Source organism: Azoarcus olearius (assembly GCF_001682385.1).
Taxonomy (GTDB): domain Bacteria; phylum Pseudomonadota; class Gammaproteobacteria; order Burkholderiales; family Rhodocyclaceae; genus Azoarcus; species Azoarcus olearius.
This window is the reverse complement of record NZ_CP016210.1, coordinates 2,417,274-2,435,649: the sequence shown is the minus strand read 5'-3', so window position 1 is coordinate 2,435,649 and position 18,376 is coordinate 2,417,274. Positions and strand designations below refer to the sequence as shown.

At 66.1% G+C, this 18,376-nt stretch carries 17 protein-coding genes; 13 read left to right on the top strand and 4 right to left on the bottom strand.

What is annotated here, in order from left to right:
• The first annotated feature begins 64 nt into the window (after window positions 1–64).
• From dqs_RS11255 to dqs_RS11230, 6 genes are all read left to right on the top strand, one after another.
• Window positions 65–457, top strand: coding sequence for a DUF2946 domain-containing protein (locus dqs_RS11255; protein WP_065340521.1), 393 nt, complete (start codon window positions 65–67; stop codon window positions 455–457).
• A 253-nt stretch (window positions 458–710) separates the two neighbouring features.
• Window positions 711–3,002, top strand: a complete 2,292-nt coding sequence (locus dqs_RS11250) for a TonB-dependent receptor (protein WP_084018443.1) — start codon at window positions 711–713, stop codon at window positions 3,000–3,002.
• A gap of 1 nt (window position 3,003) precedes the next feature.
• A complete protein-coding gene (locus dqs_RS11245; RefSeq protein WP_236778679.1) occupies window positions 3,004–4,221 on the top strand; it encodes a WD40 repeat domain-containing protein in 1,218 nt (405 codons plus the stop codon).
• Window positions 4,218–4,688 carry a TlpA family protein disulfide reductase gene (locus tag dqs_RS11240; protein WP_065340519.1) on the top strand — a complete coding sequence of 157 codons (471 nt, stop codon included), beginning with the start codon at window positions 4,218–4,220 and terminating at the stop codon, window positions 4,686–4,688. Before dqs_RS11245 ends, dqs_RS11240 begins: the two co-directional genes overlap by 4 nt.
• A 47-nt stretch (window positions 4,689–4,735) precedes the next feature.
• Window positions 4,736–5,212 (top strand): copper chaperone PCu(A)C, encoded by a 477-nt coding sequence (locus dqs_RS11235; RefSeq protein WP_065340518.1) that lies wholly within the window; start codon window positions 4,736–4,738, stop codon window positions 5,210–5,212.
• 123 nt (window positions 5,213–5,335) lie between these two features.
• On the top strand, window positions 5,336–6,373 hold the full coding sequence (locus dqs_RS11230) for a DUF481 domain-containing protein (RefSeq protein WP_065340517.1): 1,038 nt from the start codon (window positions 5,336–5,338) through the stop codon (window positions 6,371–6,373).
• A gap of 78 nt (window positions 6,374–6,451) precedes the next feature.
• Here the strand turns inward: dqs_RS11230 and dqs_RS11225 are convergent, their stop codons facing one another.
• On the bottom strand, window positions 6,452–8,095 hold the full coding sequence (locus dqs_RS11225; RefSeq protein ID WP_065340516.1) for an electron transfer flavoprotein-ubiquinone oxidoreductase: 1,644 nt from the start codon (window positions 8,093–8,095) through the stop codon (window positions 6,452–6,454).
• A gap of 160 nt (window positions 8,096–8,255) precedes the next feature.
• Here dqs_RS11225 and dqs_RS11220 point away from each other — a divergent pair, with 160 nt between their 5' ends.
• The 3 genes from dqs_RS11220 to dqs_RS11210 all read left to right on the top strand — a co-directional run bounded on the left by dqs_RS11220 (window position 8,256) and on the right by dqs_RS11210 (window position 12,100).
• Window positions 8,256–8,663, top strand: coding sequence for an acyl-CoA thioesterase (locus dqs_RS11220; protein WP_011765881.1), 408 nt, complete (start codon window positions 8,256–8,258; stop codon window positions 8,661–8,663).
• Between the two features lie 35 nt (window positions 8,664–8,698).
• A complete protein-coding gene (locus tag dqs_RS11215; protein WP_065340515.1) occupies window positions 8,699–10,684 on the top strand; it encodes an acetoacetate--CoA ligase in 1,986 nt (661 codons plus the stop codon).
• 102 nt (window positions 10,685–10,786) lie between these two features.
• Window positions 10,787–12,100, top strand: coding sequence for a PQQ-dependent sugar dehydrogenase (locus dqs_RS11210; RefSeq protein WP_065340514.1), 1,314 nt, complete (start codon window positions 10,787–10,789; stop codon window positions 12,098–12,100).
• Here dqs_RS11210 and dqs_RS11205 read toward each other — a convergent pair.
• The gene (locus dqs_RS11205) at window positions 12,097–12,807 is read right to left on the bottom strand and encodes a hypothetical protein (RefSeq protein ID WP_065340513.1); all 711 of its coding nucleotides are present in this window, start codon (window positions 12,805–12,807) and stop codon (window positions 12,097–12,099) included. The genes dqs_RS11210 and dqs_RS11205 overlap by 4 nt on opposite strands.
• A 154-nt stretch (window positions 12,808–12,961) precedes the next feature.
• Here dqs_RS11205 and dqs_RS11200 point away from each other — a divergent pair, with 154 nt between their 5' ends.
• From dqs_RS11200 to ftsB, 4 genes are all read left to right on the top strand, one after another.
• Entirely contained in the window at window positions 12,962–14,602 is a 1,641-nt protein-coding gene (locus dqs_RS11200; protein ID WP_011765877.1) for a CTP synthase, read from the top strand.
• Between the two features lie 11 nt (window positions 14,603–14,613).
• Entirely contained in the window at window positions 14,614–15,453 is an 840-nt protein-coding gene (gene kdsA / locus dqs_RS11195) for a 3-deoxy-8-phosphooctulonate synthase (RefSeq protein WP_065340512.1), read from the top strand.
• Window positions 15,454–15,537: 84 nt separating this feature from the next.
• Window positions 15,538–16,827: a phosphopyruvate hydratase gene (gene eno, locus dqs_RS11190; protein ID WP_011765875.1), complete on the top strand. Its 1,290-nt coding sequence runs from the start codon at window positions 15,538–15,540 to the stop codon at window positions 16,825–16,827.
• Between the two features lie 90 nt (window positions 16,828–16,917).
• Window positions 16,918–17,193, top strand: coding sequence for a cell division protein FtsB (gene ftsB / locus dqs_RS11185; protein WP_011765874.1), 276 nt, complete (start codon window positions 16,918–16,920; stop codon window positions 17,191–17,193).
• Between the two features lie 54 nt (window positions 17,194–17,247).
• Here ftsB and dqs_RS11180 read toward each other — a convergent pair whose 3' ends face one another.
• Together dqs_RS11180 and dqs_RS11175 are read right to left on the bottom strand one after the other, a co-directional pair.
• Window positions 17,248–17,679, bottom strand: coding sequence for a CBS domain-containing protein (locus tag dqs_RS11180; protein ID WP_011765873.1), 432 nt, complete (start codon window positions 17,677–17,679; stop codon window positions 17,248–17,250).
• A gap of 109 nt (window positions 17,680–17,788) precedes the next feature.
• A complete protein-coding gene (locus dqs_RS11175) occupies window positions 17,789–18,346 on the bottom strand; it encodes a C40 family peptidase (protein WP_065340511.1) in 558 nt (185 codons plus the stop codon).
• Window positions 18,347–18,376 lie beyond the last annotated feature (30 nt).

Sequence of the window (18,376 nt, the reverse complement as noted above, 5' to 3'; positions counted from 1 at the left end):
CGATCAAGGCGGCGCCCACGCGCGCCGCTAGAATCGCGCCCTGACATACCGCAACCGCCCACGCATGTTCCGACTTCGTTCCCGCCAACGCTGCACTGCCTGGATCGCGAGCTTCGCAATCCTGCTGGCTGCGTTGGCGCCGGTGGTCAGCCAGTTGATGGCTGCCCGGGCGGGGGACGAGGCGCGGTGGCTGGAGATCTGTACGGTCGCCGGTACCGAACGGGTTGCCGTGGCGGGCGACCATGGGGACGGCGGCGGCAAGCCTGCCCAGGCCATGGGCGAGCATTGTCCTTACTGCTTTACCCACGCCGGCAGCTTCGGTCTGCCGCCGGCGGATGTCCCGGTCTTCGCCGTTGCCGGCGGGGCCGACGTCCTGCCGCCGCTCTACTACGCCGCGCCGCGCCCGCTCTTCGCCTGGGCGGCTGCGCAACCGCGCGCACCACCGCTTTCCGCCTGATCCTGCCGGACTGCTCGGGTTCTCCCTGCGGGGAAACACGCGAGTACGCCCCCGGCCGCTGCTGTCTGAATCGATTCGTCCAAAAGGCTTGATGCGTCGCCTGCGCCACTGCTGCACGAGGCCGGTCGCCGCCTTGCTTTCGCCTGGCCACCGCCCGTTGGTGCGGTAACGGCCACGAGTCGTCTAGCCACATGCATGCGTCTTCGGCGATGTCCCGGGTGGACCTCGGCCGAGACGAAGGAACGGGTTTCACATGTATCGTCAGCCGCACATCAAGCCGCTGGTGGTCGCGCTGGGCGCCGCTTTCGCGGCCCTCGTTGCGCCCGCCGCGCTCGCACAGGGCGTCGCCACCGAGCGCGAACTGAACGCCGTCGTGGTCGCCACCGACGGCGCCCGCGAGTCGCTGGATCCAACCCTGCCGTCGTCGAGCCATTCGACCACCCGCAAGGAGCTGGAGAACCAGAGCTTCATCAATACCGAGGACGCGCTCACCTACGCGCCCAACACCGCAGTGCGCAAGCGCTTCATCGGCGACCGCAACGCCAACCTCGCCGGGCGCTCGTTCGGCACGCTGCAGCCGGCCCGCGGGCTGGCCTATGTCGATGGCTACCTGATCTCGAACTTCCTCGGCCGCTTCGATGCGCCGCGCTGGAACATCGTCGCGCCGGAGGAAGTGGCCCGCACCGACGTGCTCTACGGACCGTTCTCGGCGCTCTATCCGGGCAACTCGATCGGCACCACGGTGGCGATCACCACTCGCATGCCGACCGAGCCGGAAGCGTCGGCGCGGGTGCTTGCCTACCGCCAGCGCCACAAGGACTACGGTCTCAGCCGCGACTACGGCGGCGACGAGGAGAGCGCCTATGCAGGCCGCCGCTGGGGCGACCTCTCGCTATCGCTGTCGGTCAACCGCCTGGCCTACGAATCGCAGCCGATGGCTTACGCCAGTGCGAACCCGGTGAATGCCAACGTCGCCGGCCTGCCGGCGGTGAGCGGTGCGGTGCACGACCGGGATCCGTCCGGCAGGGCACGCACGATTCTCGGCGCGACCGGCATCCAGGAGGGCGTGCAGCAACAGGCCAAGCTGCGGCTGGCTTACGACATCACGCCGGAATTGCAGGCCGACATGCTGGTGGCGCACTGGCGCAACGACTACCGCGTCAGCAACGAGACGCTGCTGCGCGATGCTGCCGGCAATCCGTACTGGCGGCCGGCGAGCGGATCGAGCGCGGTCAATATCGACGGCCTGCGCTACAACCTGCCGGCGATGCAGCCGCAGCGCGGCGAGGACGAGCATCTGCAACTCGGCGCGCGCCTGCGCACGCTGCGCGAGCACGGCTGGAACCACTCGATTCAGTTGTCGAGCTACCAGTTGCAGACCGACAGCCTGCGTCAGGCCAATGTCTCGGATCCCTACGCCAGGGGCGCGGTGGCAGGCACCGACACCCGCCGGGACGGCACCGGCTGGACGACTTTCGAGGCGCAGACGACATGGACGCCGGAGAGCCGACTGGGCCACGCACTCACCTTCGGCTATCACCGCAACGTCTACGAACTGGAAAACCGCGTCTATGCACTGAGCGACTGGCACAGCAGTTCCAGCCGTACCGGCGAGACCCAGAACTACCTCGGCAAGACCGAGGTGCAGGCGCTCTACGCGCAGGACGCCTGGCGCTTCCACCCCGACTGGGTCGCCACCGCCGGGCTGCGCCTGGAGCGTTTCCGCGCCTATGACGGCGAACAGTTCGCCGCCGGCACCCGGGTCGGGCACGAGGACCGCAAGGCCTCCGCCGCCAGCCCCAAGCTGTCGCTGGCCTACGTCGTCGACGACTACTGGCTGCTGCGGGCCTCCTACGGCCGCGGCGTGCGCTTTCCGACGGTTTCCGAGCTGTTCCAGGGTACGGTGTCGAACAACACCATCTACAACAACGATCCCGACCTGAAGCCGGAGAAGAGCGATGCGATCGAACTGACCGCGATCCGCGACACCGGCGCGGGCAGCCTGCGGGTGTCGGTCTTCCAGGACAACATCCGCGACGCGATCTTCCAGCAGCGCCAGGATGTCGGTGGCGTCACCGTGAATACGGTGCAGAACGTCGACCGGGTGCGCACCCGCGGCATCGAGTTCGCCTGGCAGGGGAGTGATCTCTTCGTCGATGGGCTGGACGTGCAGGCGAGCCTTGCGTTCAACCGCGCGCTCACCCTGTCCAATCCGGCGGTGCCGGCGTCCGAAGGCAAGAACTTCCCGCGCATCCCGCGCATCCGCGCCAGCGTCTTCGGCAGCTACACGCAGGGGCCGTGGACCGCCTCGCTCGGCGTGCGCCATTCTGGCAAGCAATACAACGAACTCGACAACAGCGACCGCAACAGTGACACCTTCGGCGCGGTGTCGAGCTTCACCGTTGCCGATGCGCGCTTCGTCTACCGCTTCAGCCGCCAGGCCCGCCTCGCCGTCGGCGTCGACAACCTCACCGATGAGCGCTATTACGTCTATCACCCTTATCCGGGACGCACCGCCTATGCCGAACTTGCAATCAGCTACTGAGATGGATATCTCCCCCAGACGCCGGCTGCTGGCAGCGGCTGCGCTGGCGCTTGCCGCGCTGGCGGCGCCCGCGGCGCAGGCGCACGGCGACCACGGCGCCGCACCCGCGGCGACCCCCGCTGCGGCCCGGCCGGAACTCGGCACCAGCGTTGCTTTCGCGCCCGACGGCTCGCTGCATGCGGTCGGCGTGGAAGGTGGCCACGTGTTGCTCTACCGGAGCGACGACGGCGGTGTGCACTGGCAGACGCGGGGCGTGGTGAACCGTGAGCCGGAGCGGATTTCCGCCGACGGCGAGAACCGCCCCAAGCTCGCCTTCATGCCCGATGGCGCCGCGCTGGTCTCCTGGACCAAACCGCTCGCCAAGCCCTACAGCGGCGAGATCCGCTTCGCCCGCGCCGCTGACGGCGAACACTTCGACGCGCCGATCACCGTGCACCGCAACCGCGACGAGATCACCCATCGTTTCGACTCGCTCGCGGTCAGCGGCAGCGGCCAGGTACTGGTGACCTGGATCGACAAGCGCGACCTCGAGGCTGCCCGCCGCAAGCAGGGCACCAAGGCCGACTACCGTGGCGCGGCGGTGTATGCCGCGGTCTCCACCGACGGCGGGCGCAGCTTCCGCCCGGAGGTGAAGCTCGCCGATCATTCCTGCGAGTGCTGCCGCATCGCCATCGCCAACGATGTCGACGGTGTGCCGGTGGTGCTGTGGCGCCATGTCTTCGGTACCAACGAGCGCGATCACGCGCTGACCCGGTTCGATGCCGCGGGCAAGCCGGGAGCCGTGGTGCGCGCCACCTTCGACCGCTGGCACATCGACGCCTGCCCGCATCACGGCCCGTCGCTGGCGATCGCTGCGGACGGCACCCGCCATGCGGTGTGGTTCAACGCCAGGGAGGGCGAGCCCCGGGTGTTCTACGGCCGGCTCACCGGCGACGCCGTGGAAGGCCAGCGCAGCGTCGGCGGCGAACGCGCGGCGCACGCCGACATCGCTGTCGCCGGGCGGGATGTCGTGGCCGTCGTGTGGAAGGAGTTCGACGGCACGCGCACCCAGTTGCGTGCCGAACTGTCCACCGATGGCGGCCGCCAATTCGGCGAAGCACGGACGCTGGCCGCCACCGAAGGCGCTTCGGACCAGCCGCGGCTGGTTCGTAGCGGCGATCGTCTGCTCGCCTTCTGGCGAACCGAACGCGAAGGCATGAGGGGGTACGCACTGCCATGAAAACCTGGATCGCGGGCATCTGCCTGATGCTCAGCATCGGCGCCGTCCACGCGGCAGACGCCGTGCAACCGCTGGATCGTGCAGGTGCCGCACGTCTCACCGACGCCGCCGCCCAAGGCGGGCCGACCATAGTCGCGCTGTGGTCCACCGACTGCGTGCATTGCAAGAAGAACCTCAAGCTGTTCTCCGAACTGGCGGCGGCAGACCGCGGCCTGCGCGTGGTCACGGTGGCGGCGCAGCCGCTGGCGGCCGACCTTGCCGTGCCGCTCGACCGCCTGGCAGTGCCCGGCAAACGCTTCGCCTACGGCAGCGACGCGCCGGAGGCACTGGCCTATGCGCTCGATCCCGCCTGGCGCGGCGAGCTGCCACGGACGCTGCTGTTCGACGGCCGTGGCGGCCGTGTTGCGCTCACCGGCGTGCTCGACCGCGAGCGCGTGCTGGCTGCCCTTGGCCGCAGTGTTCGATAGCTGCGGCCTTCGCACTCTTCCCCTTTCAACGTTCAGGAGTCCAATTCATGACCCCACGCCTCATTCCCGCCCTCGCCATCGGCCTGCTCACCGCCTTTGTTTCCGCCACCGCCGCGGCCCAGGTCGCAGTCAAGGACCCTTGGGTGCGCGCCACCGTGCCCGCCCAGAAGAGCACCGGTGCCTTCATGCAGCTCACTTCCGTGCAGGATGCGCGCCTTGTCGAGGTGCGCTCGCCCGTGGCGAAAGTGGTGGAGGTACACGAGATGGCGATGGAAGGCGACATCATGAAGATGCGCGCCATTCCCGCGCTGGCCCTGCCGGCGGGCAAGCCGGTCGAGCTGAAGCCGGGGGGCTATCACGTGATGCTGATCGATCTGCCCGCGCAGATCCGCGAAGGCGACAGCGTGCCGCTGACGCTGGTGATCGAAGCGAAGGACGGCAAGCGCGAAAGCGTGGAAGTGAAGGCGGCGGTGCGCCCGCTCAACAGCCCGGGTGTGGCACCGATGCACGAGCATAAGCGCTGAAGCGGCAGCCCGGCCGCAGCGCCGGGCGCAGCGATTGCATGGGTAAAAAGATGTCTGTTGCGTTGCAGCGTGGGGTTGCCCGGCTTAGTCTGAGCCGGCGCAACCCGAGGAAGCGACCTGCCGATGAACTCTTTAACCGTCCATCGCACTTGCACGTTCCTGGCCGCGGCGCTGCCACTGGCAACCTGTGCGCTTGCCGACGAAGTGCTGCTGACGAACGGTGACCGTCTGACCGGCACCGTCGTCAACAAAACGCCCGAAGGGCTGGTGCTGGACACCAAGTACGCGGGCAAGATCAAGATCGACTGGCGCATGGTGGAGACGTTGAACACCGAGAAGCCGGTGCGCGTGCTGCTGCGCAACGACGAGGGGCAACTGGAGAGCCGGCTGCTCAGCGCCACCGAGATCGGCGCGACGCGGCTGGCCGCCGTGCCCGAGGTGCCCGCCGTGAAGCTGGAGCGGATCGCCTACCTCAATCCCACGGCCAGCCAGTCCGGCGCAGGGGTGGAGTACGCCGGGCGCGTCACGCTGAGCGGCGGCTCCAACAGCGGCAACAGCAACACCACGCACATCGTCGGCGAAGCGGAGTTGCGCGGCGCGGAGAAGGGCGCCCGGTTCGCCCTGCGTTTTCGGGGCGAACACCGTACCCGCGACGGCGATCTGTCGGCGTCCAACTGGCTGGGCACGGCCGAACGGAACTGGTTTACCGACGCGCGCGAGAAGCGCTTCGTCTATGCGCGCACGTTCGCCGAGCGCGATCCGTTCCGCGACCTGTCGCTGCGCGCGGCGGTGGGCGGTGGTTATGGCGTGCAACTGATCGAAAACGACAGCACCGGCCTGTCGCTGAAGGGCGGGCTGGATCTGGTGCGAGAACACCGCATCGAGAACAAGGACGTCACGTTTCCCGCGCTCGGCTGGGGCGTGGTGTTCCGGCACTGGCTGATCGGGCGCAAGGCCGAGGTGTTCCACGAGCAGGACGGTTACGTGAACATCGAGGACGCGCGCGATATCACGTGGCGGTCACGCACCGGGCTGCGCCTTCCGATCGTCGATCGTCTGACAGCCCAGGTCCAGGGCATCGTGCAGTGGGACGGCCAGCCGCTCAATGGGCGCAAGACCACCGACATCAGCCTGCAGTTCGGTCTGGGATACGAGTGGTGAGTGCGGCTGTCTGGCGCGCAGGCCAAAAAAAACGGGCCGCGGAGTTCGCGGCGCCGTCTTGCAGACCGGGAGGGGTGATTACATCCCCTGGTAGATCGGCCCTTCGCCGCCCTGTGGCACCACCCAGTTGATGTTCTGCGTGGGGTCCTTGATGTCGCACGTCTTGCAGTGCACGCAGTTCTGCGCGTTGATCTGCAGCCGCGGCGCGTTGTTGTCGCCGTCGCGGACGATTTCGTACACCCCCGCGGGGCAGTAGCGCTGCTCAGGGGCGTCGTACTTCGCCAGGTTGATCGCGATCGGAACGCCCGGGTCCTTCAGCTGCAGGTGGCAGGGCTGCTCTTCTTCGTGGTTGGTGTTGGACAGGAACACCGAGGACAGACGATCGAAGCTGAGCTTGCCGTCCGGCTTCGGGTAGTCGATCCGCGGGCACTCCGCGGCCGGGCGCAAGGCCGTGTGGTCGGCCGTGTTGTGCAGCGTCCAGGGCACCTTGCCGCCGAAGAGCTTCTGGTCGATGCCGAACAGCAGCGAGCCCAGCCACAAGCCTTTTTTCATGTAGGGCTTGAAGTTGCGCGTCTTGTAGAGTTCGGCGTGCAGCCAGGAGTCCTGGAAGGCGGACGGGTAGGCGGTCAGCGCGTCGCGCTGGCGGTTGGCGCCCACGGCCTCGAAGGCCGCTTCGGCGGCGAGCATGCCGCTCTTGATCGCCGCATGGCTGCCCTTGATGCGGGCCGCGTTGAGGAAGCCGGCGTCGTCGCCGATCAGCGCACCGCCCGGGAACACCAGGCGCGGCTGGCTCTGCAGGCCGCCGGCGGCGATCGCGCGGGCGCCATAGGCCAGGCGCTTGCCGCCTTCCAGGTATTTGCGGATTTCCGGATGCGTCTTGTAGCGCTGCATCTCCTCGAACGGCGACAGGTGCGGATTGCTGTAGTTGAGGCCGACCACGTAGCCGACCGCGACCAGGTTGTCCTCGAGGTGATAGACGAAGCCGCCGCCGTAGGTGTCGGCGGGCAGCGGCCAGCCCGCGGTGTGCACCACCAGGCCGGGGCGGTGGTTCTGCACCGGCACTTCCCACAGCTCCTTGATGCCGATGCCGTAGGTTTGCGGATCGACGCCGTCGCGCAATTGGTATCTGGCCTCGAGCTGCTTGCCGAGATGGCCGCGGCACCCTTCCGCGAACAGCGTGTACTTCGCGTGCAGCTCCATGCCCAACTGGTGGTTGGGGCCGGGGGTGCCGTCGCGGTTGAGGCCCATGTCGCCGGTGGCGACGCCCTTGACCGCGCCGGCCTCGTCGTACAGCACTTCGGCGCCCGCAAAGCCGGGGTAGACCTCGACACCCATCGCTTCGGCCTGCTCGCCGAGCCACTTGGCAACGTTGCCGAGGCGGACGATGTAGTTGCCGTGGTTGATGAAACAGTCGGGCAACAGGTTGTTGGGGACCGTGTGGCCGCCGGTTTCGTTGAGGAAGATCACCTTGTCCTCGGTGACCGCCGTCTTCAGCGGCGCGCCGCGCTCTTTCCAGTCGGGAAAGAGTTCGGTCAGTGCCCTGGGGTCCATCACCGCGCCGGACAGGATGTGGGCGCCGATCTCGGCGCCTTTCTCGATCAGGCACACCGAGATGTCCTGACCCTTCGCTTCGGCCAGTTGCTTCAGACGGATCGCCGCAGCCAGCCCCGCAGGGCCGCCGCCGACGATCAGTACGTCGAATTCCATCGACTCACGTTCCATCCAATTCTCCTCGTACTCGCTTGCTTGTATCGTCTTTGTTTGGCGGGCGACAGTGTAATACAGCGGGCTGGCGATTCTCCGCGGGCCCAGCAGCGACGCCGAACATACGGTGCCGTATGTTACCTTAGCCGCCACCCGACTACCAACAGAGGAGACACGCATGGAAGCGAAGGGCAAGTTCCTGCACGAAACCCGCATTCCGGTGCGGTGGGGCGACATGGACTTCTACGGTCACGTGAACAACACGGTCTATTTCCGCTATTTCGAGCAGGCCCGCGTCGAATGGATCGAGCAGCAGGGCTTTCGCGTCGGGCCGGACGTCCCGACCGGCGCGGTGATCATCAACGCGGATTGCACTTTCTATGCGCCGGTCAACTACCCGGCGACGGTGGTCGTGCGCATGTATGGCCGCGACCCGGGGCGCAGCAGCGTGATGACGTATTACGAGCTTTACGTCGAGGGCGAGGACCGCCTCTATGCGGATGGTTCTTCGAAGGTGGTGTGGATGGACACCGCGACTGGCAAGTCCGTACCCTTGCCGGATACACTGCGGGCATCCGTAAGTTAGGTATTAACAAATAAATTAAACAAGAGGAGACAGGCATGAACACCACCACCAGCCAACCCGACGCCCCGCTTTGGACGCCGTCCGCGGAACGGATCGCAGCCGCCAACATGACGGCGTTCCGCCATACCGCGGAGCGGCGCTGGAACATCGAGTTGCCGGATTACGCCGCGTTGCATGCGTGGTCGGTCGACCATCCCGAACAGTTCTGGGTCAGCGTATGGGAGGACGGCGACGTGGTGGGCAAGCGCGGCGTGCGCGTGCTGGTGGATGGCGACCGCATGCCGGGCGCGCAGTGGTTCCCCGACGCGCGGCTCAACTTTGCGCAGAACCTGCTGCGCCGTCGTGACGGTGACGATGCGGTGGTGTTCTGGGGCGAGGACAAGGTGCGCGACCGCCTCACCCACGGCGAACTCTACCGGCGCGTGGCGCAGTTCTCGGCTGCACTGCGCGAACAGGGCGTGGGGAAGGGCGACCGTGTGGCGGCCTACATGCCCAACATGCCGGAGACGCTGATCGCGATGCTGTCCGCGGCGAGCATCGGCGCCATCTTTACGTCCGCTTCGCCCGACTTCGGCGTGCAGGGCGTGCTCGACCGCTTCGGCCAGACCGAGCCCAAGGTGTTGCTCGCCTGCGACGGCTATTACTACAACGGCAAGACGGTCGATTGCCTCGCCAAGCTGGGCGAGATCGTGCCGCAATTGCCTTCGGTGGAGCGGGTGGTGATCGTGCCTTATGTGCACCGCGACCACGCGCTCGGGGGCATCCCGCATGCCCGGATGTATGCCGATTTCGTCGCCCCGCACCACGCCGCGACCGAGATCGAGTTCGAAGCGCTGCCGTTCTCCCATCCGCTTTACGTGATGTACTCCTCAGGCACGACCGGGGTTCCGAAGTGCATCGTTCATAGCGCAGGCGGTGCCCTGCTGCAGCATTTGAAAGAGCACCGCCTGCACTGCGATGTGAAGCCTGGCGACCGCGTGTTCTACTTCACCACGTGCGGCTGGATGATGTGGAACTGGCTGGTGTCGGGGCTGGCCGCGGGGGCGACCATCCTGCTGTACGACGGTTCGCCGTTCGCGGCCGACAACCGCATCCTGTTCGATTACGCCGACGCGGAACGGATGACCCACTTCGGCACGTCGGCCAAGTTCATCGACGCAGCCGCCAAGTTCGGGCTGAAACCGCGCGAAACCCATAGCCTGGCGACGGTGCGGGCAATGATGAGCACCGGCAGTCCGCTGGTGCCGGAGGGTTTCGACTACGTCTATCGCGACATCAAGGCCGATCTCCAGCTCTCGTCGATTTCGGGCGGAACCGACATCCTGTCGTGCTTCGTACTCGGCAATCCGGTGCTGCCGGTGTGGCGTGGCGAAATCCAGTGCCGCGGCCTCGGACTTGCAGTGGATGTATGGGACGACGAAGGCCGGCCGGTGCGGGGCGAGAAGGGCGAACTGGTGTGCGCGCGGCCGTTTCCGGCGATGCCGGTCGGATTCTGGCGCGACGAAGACGGCAGCAAGTATCGCGCGGCCTATTTCGAACGCTTCGACAACGTCTGGTGCCACGGCGATTTCTGCGAGATCACCGCGCATGGCGGTCTCATCATCTACGGTCGCTCCGATGCCACCCTCAACCCGGGCGGCGTTCGCATCGGCACTGCCGAGATCTACCGGCAGGTCGAGAAGTTGCATGAAGTGGTCGAATCCATCGTGATCGGGCAGGACTGGCCGCCGCAGAACCCCAACGACGTGCGCGTGGTGCTGTTCGTCAAGCTGCGCGATGGCATGACGCTCGACGACACGCTGGCGGACCGCATCAAGCGCACCATCCGCGACAACACCACCCCGCGCCACGTGCCGGCCAAGGTGCTCCAGGTGGCCGATATTCCACGTACCAAGAGCGGCAAGATCGTGGAACTGGCGGTGCGTAACGTGGTGCATGGCCGGCCGGTGAAGAACCAGGAGGCGCTGGCCAACCCCGAAGCGCTCGCGCACTTCCGCGACCGCGACGAACTGGCCGGTTAGTCGGTCCGCACAAGGCGGAAGTCCGTTTCCGCCTGCATCGCGCGAACCCGCGCGGGGGATCACAGTCGTACCTTGCATTGCGGCGGCCCGACGGGGTGTGTGATGCAAACGAAACTGTGTGTGCTGCTTGCCGGCGGGGCGGCGCTGCTCAACGCGTGCGGCGAGATGGAGACCCAGCCGGTGGAGGCGGGCATGGGCGCAACGCCCAAGCTGGTGGAGCCACGCAAGACGCTGCTGCCTACCGTCAATGTGGCGGAAGCCAAGGGCTGGCCGACCGGAACCATGCCCCAACCCGCGCCCGGCTTGAGCGTTGCAGCCTTCGCCGACGGCCTCGATCACCCGCGCTGGCTCCACGTGCTGCCCAACGGCGACGTGCTGGTGGCCGAAACCAATGCACCCGAGAAAAAGGGCGGCGCTGGCGGCGTCCGCAAGTGGGTGATGAAGCAGGTGATGAAGCGTGCCGGGGCCGGCGTTCCCAGCGCCAATCGCATCACCCTGCTGCGCGATACCGACGGCGACGGCAAGGCGGACCTTCGCTCCCCGCTGCTTGAGGGGTTGAACTCGCCGTTCGGCATGGCGCTGGTAGGCGGGTCGCTCTACGTCGCCAACACCGACGCGGTGGTGCGCTTTCCGTACAAGACGGGTGACACGAAGATCGAAACAGCTGGGGAGAAGATTGTCGATCTCCCCGCTGGCGAACTGAACCACCACTGGACCAAGGACCTGATCGCGAGCCCCGACGGCCGGTTGCTGTACGCCACCGTCGGCTCCAACAGCAATGTCGCCGAGCACGGCATGGAGATGGAGGAGGGCCGCGCCGCGGTCCACGAGATCGACCCCGAAGCCCGAACCATGCGGCTGTTCGCGTCCGGACTGCGCAACCCCAACGGGCTGGCCTGGGAGCCCCGCAGCGGCGCGCTGTGGGTGGCGGTGAATGAGCGCGACGAGCTGGGCAGCGACCTCGTACCCGATTACATGACCTCCGTGACCGACGGCGCCTTCTACGGCTGGCCTTACAGCTATTACGGCCAACATGTCGACACCCGGGTGAAGCCGCCGCGCCCGGATCTCGTCGCGAGGGCGCGCGTGCCCGACTACGCGCTCGGCGCTCACACCGCCTCGCTGGGTTTGACCTTCTATCAGGGCGAGGCGCTTCCCGCGCGCTACGCCGGCGGGGCTTTCGTCGGCCAGCATGGCTCCTGGAACCGCAAGCCGCGCAGCGGTTACAAGGTCGTCTTTGTGCCCTTTGCCGACGGCCAGCCGTCCGGGTTGCCCGAGGACGTCCTTACCGGATTCGTGAATGACAGGGACGAGGCTCTGGGCCGGCCGGTCGGCGTGGCGGTGGATAAGGCGGGGGCGCTGCTGGTCGCCGACGACGTCGGCAACGTGGTCTGGCGGGTGACAGCCGCGCGCTAGCCGGGGTGCAAAGCAGTTCGGCGCCGCGGGACGACGAGCAGGCCGAGCAACGCGGCGCCAAGGACGGCGAGCGCGCCAGGTTCGGCCACCACCGCGGTGACCAGGACGCGCGTGAAATCGGCCGTGATGTTGAACTGGCTCAACTCGAACATTCCGCTCGCGCTGCCCAGGGCCGCGAGCGCGAGCAGTTCGATGGGCGTAGCCAGGCTGCTTACGAAGTCACGATCGAGGTAGGGCACCCCCGCAGGCGGGGCGATCAGCAAGGCGTACTGGAAGAGGCCGAAAAGCCCGCTCCCCTGCATGAAGACTTCGAAGTCGTAGCGATAGCGGTTGAAGTCGAGTGCCGAAATCGATTGGGTAAGCGAGAACGGCTTGAGTACAAGCGGTGCGTTGTCGCCAAAGCGCACGGTAACCGGTCCGATCGGGCCAAAGGGCTCGTTGCTCGTGCTGTCGATGCTCTCCGAGAACAGGGTCGTGCCGAGGAAGTAATCGGGTAGCACGGTCCCGTCCGGGGCTGTGACCGCGCCGAAGAGCGCTTCAGCAGGCCCCTCGCGCAGTTCGTAGGACACCGTGAGGGGCCCCGTCTGCGGCGGTTCGGTTGCGGTTTCGAACTGGCCCGCAAGCTGGAACTGTAGCGGGGCGGCGTGGGCGGGCATCAGCAGTGTCAGCAGCAATGCCAGCAGTGGCGGGGCGAGGCAGGATCGCATGGCGAGTCTCCGGACAACGGGCACGCTTCAATCTGGCACTGCAACAACCCGCGATCAATGCCGGAAACGTGTTGGCCACCCCGTAACGGGTGGCCTCGCTTCCGGGGCGGGGGGCTCTTCGGTTATCATCGCGCTTTCCCGCAGCACAGTTCCCATGACCAAATACGTCTTCGTTACTGGCGGTGTCGTGTCCTCTCTGGGCAAGGGCATCGCAGCCGCCTCCCTCGGCGCCATTCTCGAATCCCGCGGCATCAAGGTGACCCACCTCAAACTGGATCCGTACATCAACGTCGATCCGGGCACCATGAGCCCCTTCCAGCACGGTGAAGTGTTCGTCACCGAAGACGGCGCGGAAACCGACCTCGATCTGGGCCACTACGAGCGCTTCACCAGCGCCAAGATGAGCAAGCGCAACAACTTCACCACCGGCCAGATCTACGAGGCGGTGATCAAGAAGGAGCGGCGCGGCGAATATCTCGGCAAGACGGTTCAGGTCATTCCGCACATCACCGACGAGATCAAGAGCTACGTCAAGCGTGGCGCCGAAGGCGCCGATGTGGCGATCGTTGAAGTCGGCGGCACTGTCGGCGACATCGAGTCGCTGCCCTTCCTCGAAGCCATCCGCCAGATGGGCATCGAAGAAGGCCGCAACGCCACCTGTTTCATCCACCTCACGCTGCTGCCTTACATTCCGACCGCGGGAGAGCTGAAGACCAAGCCGACCCAGCACTCGGTGAAGGAGCTGCGCGAGATCGGCATCCAGCCCGACATCCTGCTGTGCCGCGCCGACCGCTCCATTCCGGCGGACGAGCGCCGCAAGATCGCGCTGTTCTGCAACGTGATGCCGGAAGCGGTGATCGAGTGCCTCGATGCCGACTCCATCTACAAGATTCCCGGTCAGCTGCACGACCAGATGCTGGACGAGATCGTCTGCCACAAGCTGGGCATCCTTGCCCGCGCGGCCGATCTTTCCGTCTGGGAGAACCTGATCCGCGCGCTGGAAAACCCGAAGCAGGCGGTCGATATCGCCTTCGTCGGCAAGTACGTCGATCTGACCGAGTCGTACAAATCGCTGATCGAGGCGCTCAACCACGCCGGCATGCACACCGAATCGAAGGTGAACATCCACTACCTCGATTCCGAAGAGATCGAACGCAGCGGCTGCGCGGTGCTCGAGAAGATGGATGCCATTCTGGTGCCCGGCGGCTTCGGCAAGCGCGGCACCGAAGGCAAGATCGCCGCGATCCGCTATGCGCGCGAGAACAAGGTGCCGTATCTCGGCATCTGTCTGGGCATGCAGCTGGCGGTCGTGGAATTCGCCCGCGACGTGGCCGGCATGGCGGAGGCGCACTCCACCGAGTTCGAGCGCGAAACCCCGTTCCCGGTCATCGGCCTGATCACCGAATGGGCTGATCGCAGCGGCAAGGTCGAAAAGCGCAGCGAAGACTCCGATCTCGGCGGCACGATGCGGCTCGGCGGCCAGGTGTGCAAGCTGGCCGACGGCACGCTCGCACGTGAGGTCTACGGTTCTGGCGAGATCATGGAGCGTCACCGCCATCGCTATGAAGTGAACAACACGCTGCTGGCCCAGCTCGAAGAGAAGGGGTTGGTGGTTTCCGGGCGCGCCCCGGTGACCGACCTGTGCGAAATGGTCGAACTGCCCGCCGATGTTCATCCCTGGTTCGTCGGTTGCCAGTTCCATCCGGAATTCACCTCCAATCCGCGCAAGGGGCATCCGCTGTTCACCGCCTACGTCAAGGCAGCGATCGCCCGCCATAGCGCGTCACGCGGCTGAAGGAGCAACGCATGAATCTGTGTGGATTCGAGGTCGGCCTCGACAAGCCGGTTTTCCTGATTGCCGGCCCGTGCGTGATCGAGTCGCGCGAGATGGCGTTCGAAACCGCCGGCGCGCTCAAGGACATCTGCGCTGAAGTCGGCATTCCCTTCATCTACAAGTCGTCCTACGACAAGGCCAACCGCAGCTCGGGCAAGTCCTATCGCGGCATGGGCATGGAGAAGGGACTGGACATCCTCGCGGACGTCAAGAAGCAGCTCGGCGTGCCGGTGCTGACCGACGTGCATTCGGTCGAGGAGATCCCGGCCGTCGCGGCGGTGGTCGATGTGCTGCAGACCCCCGCCTTTCTGTGTCGCCAAACCGACTTCATCCACGCGGTGGCGTCCTGCGGCCGCCCGGTGAATATCAAGAAAGGCCAGTTTCTCGCGCCCGGCGACATGAAGAACGTGGTCGACAAGGCCCGGGAAGCCAACGGCGGCGCTGACAACATCATGGTGTGCGAGCGCGGCGCGTCCTTCGGCTACAACAACCTGGTGTCCGACATGCGCTCCCTCGCCATCATGCGCGAGACCGGCTGCCCGGTGGTGTTCGACGCCACCCACTCGGTGCAACTTCCGGGCGGGCAGGGCACGGCATCGGGTGGTCAGCGCGAATTCGTACCCGTCCTCGCCAGGGCGGCTGTCGCGGTCGGCGTGGCTGGTCTTTTCATGGAAACTCACCCGAATCCCGCGCAGGCGCTTTCCGATGGCCCCAATGCCTGGCCCTTGCCGCGCATGAAGGCGTTGCTCAGCACGCTGAAGGCGATCGACGAACTGGTCAAGTCGCGCGGGCTGCTGGAAACCGAGGCCTGATCCGCTTCGCGTGCCGCCCCATGTGCAGGCGCACCCTGATTTTTTCTTCCAATTCCTAATCCGTAACCGAAACAGGAACATTCCATGAGTGCAATCGTTGACGTGATCGCCCGCGAGATTCTGGACTCCCGCGGCAATCCCACTGTCGAAGCCGACGTGCTGCTTGAGTCCGGGGTGATGGGGCGTGCTGCCGTGCCCTCCGGCGCCTCCACCGGTTCCCGCGAAGCCATCGAACTGCGCGACGGCGACGCCGCGCGCTTCCTCGGCAAGGGCGTGCTGCGCGCCGTCGAGAACGTCAACACCGAGATTTCCGAAGCGATCATCGGTCTGGACGCCGAAGAGCAGGCCTTCATCGACCGCACCCTGATCGACCTAGACGGCACCGAGAACAAGTCGCGTCTCGGCGCCAATGCGACGCTGGCAGTGTCGATGGCAGTGGCGCGCGCCGCGGCCGAGGAGGCCGGCCTGCCGCTGTACCGCTATTTCGGCGGTTCGGGCCCGATGGCGATGCCGGTCCCGATGATGAACGTCATCAACGGCGGCGAGCACGCCAACAACAGCCTGGACATCCAGGAATGCATGATCATGCCGGTGAGCATGGGCAGCTTCCGTGAGGCACTGCGTTGTGGCGCGGAGATCTTCCATCACCTGAAGAAGATCACCGACAAGAAGGGCTACCCGACCACCGTCGGTGATGAAGGCGGTTTCGCGCCCAACGTGTCCGGCACCGAAGAAGCGCTCAACCTGATCCAGGAAGCCATCGCCGCCGCCGGCTACGAGCCGGGCCGCGACGTGCTGCTGGCGCTCGACTGCGCTGCGTCCGAGTTCTACAAGGACGGCAAGTACGAGCTGAAGGGCGAAGGCCTCAGCCTCACCTCCGAAGGCTTTACCGACTACCTCGCCACCCTGGCCGACAAGTTCCCGATCGTGTCGATCGAGGACGGCATGGCCGAAGGCGACTGGGCCGGCTGGAAGCACCTCACCGACCGCCTCGGCCGCAAGATCCAGTTGGTCGGCGACGATCTCTTCGTCACCAACACCAAGATCCTCGAGCAGGGCATCGACCAGGGCGTGGCCAACTCCATCCTGATCAAGATCAACCAGATCGGCACCCTGTCGGAAACCTTCGCGGCGGTTGAAATGGCCAAGCGCGCCGGTTACACCGCGGTGATCTCGCACCGTTCGGGTGAAACCGAAGACTCCACCATCGCCGACATCGCGGTGGGCCTCAACGCGATGCAGATCAAGACCGGTTCGCTGTCGCGCTCGGACCGTATCGCCAAGTACAACCAGCTGCTCCGCATCGAGGAAGATCTCGGCAACACCGTGGTGTATCCGGGCAAGCGCGCGTTCTACAACCTGCGCAGCCGCTAAGCGACGCCGGTTCGCTTTCCGCTTCGACTGCCGCGACATCCGCCGCGGCAGTCGATTGCGTCTTTCTTTCCCTAGCCGTCGAACTGTTCCATGCGTTGGCCCGTGATCATTCTTGCCGTCCTCGTCGTCGTGCTGCAGTACCCACTGTGGCTAGGCAAGGGCGGATGGCTGCGCGTGTGGGAGGTGGATCGCAAGTTGCACGAGCAGCGTGAGGAGAACACGCGGCTGGAAGAGCGCAACGCGGGGCTCGACGCCGAAGTCCGCGACCTCAAGTCCGGCAACGAGGCGATCGAAGAACGGGCACGGCTCGAACTCGGCCTGACCAAGCCCAACGAAATCTTCGTTCAGGTACCCCAGAAGCACTGAACCGGCTCAAGGCCGGCTCAGTTCCATGCTTCAAACGCGTTCGTCGGACGCGGTCTAGAGCAGTTCGGTGATCAGTTCCCGCTGCTCCAGTTCCTCTTCAAAAGCCACCATTTCGAGACCGAGCGCGTCGCGCGCGGAAATCATCCCGATCGGCCGCCCGCAGTCGGTGACCGGAACGTGCCGGAAGCCGCCCTCGTACATCAGGTGCATCGCGTGCCCGAGCGGCCTGTCGGACGATATCGACTGCGGATCGCGGGTCATGACTTCGCTCAAACGTGTCCGCGCAGGATCGCGGCCGGCGGCGATGACGCGGACGAGCGCGTCGCGTTCGGTAAAGATGCCGCTCAGGTGACCGTCATGGACGATCATGATCGACCCCACGTGCAGGTCGGTCATCCTGCGCGAGGCCTCCAGTACTGTCATGTGTTCGTCGGCGGTCAGAATCTTCTGTCCCTTTACCACCTCTGCAATCTTGCGCGTCGGCATGTCTCTTCCTCCTCCGGAAAACCACCATCGGCCCATCAAAGGTAGATAGCCGCTGCCGGGGAAGCAAGTCCGAACATACCCCAACGCCCGCCGGCGGGGCTACGCGGTTTCAGTCGCGTGCGATCAGCGTCCGCGCGCCGTCGAAGCGCGGTGCGAAGTAGGCGTTCGAGAGCTTCTCGATGCGCACGGCGCCGCGGCTCGATGGCGCGTGGATGAAGCGCCCGTCGCCGATGTAGATGCCCATGTGGGAATGCGGCCGCCTGGCGGTATTGAAGAAAACCAGGTCGCCTGGCGACAGCTCCGCCGGGCTGATGGGGCGGGTGCGCTCGGCAATCTGCGCGGCGTTGTGCGGCAGCCGCTGACCGCTTACCTGCTCCACGACGTAACTCACCATGCCGCTGCAATCGAGTCCCGCTTCCGGATTGCGGCCGCCGAAGCGGTAGCCGGTGTCGAGCAGACCGAGGGCGAACATCACGATCTCTTGTGGATGATCGGGATCGTCGAGCGCGAACAGCGGTTGCGCGGGGCGCGCGGCGGGACCCGGAGGGAGTCGGGATTCGGTGGGCGGCGGAACAGAGCTGCAGGCCGCAACGAGCGCCGCGAGCAGGAACGCGACGCCGGGGCCGGCCCCCGGCCGGCGTCGCCGATAGGGTGGTGTCTGTGCCATGCCGGGACGATAGGGGAATGCGGCGCAGGC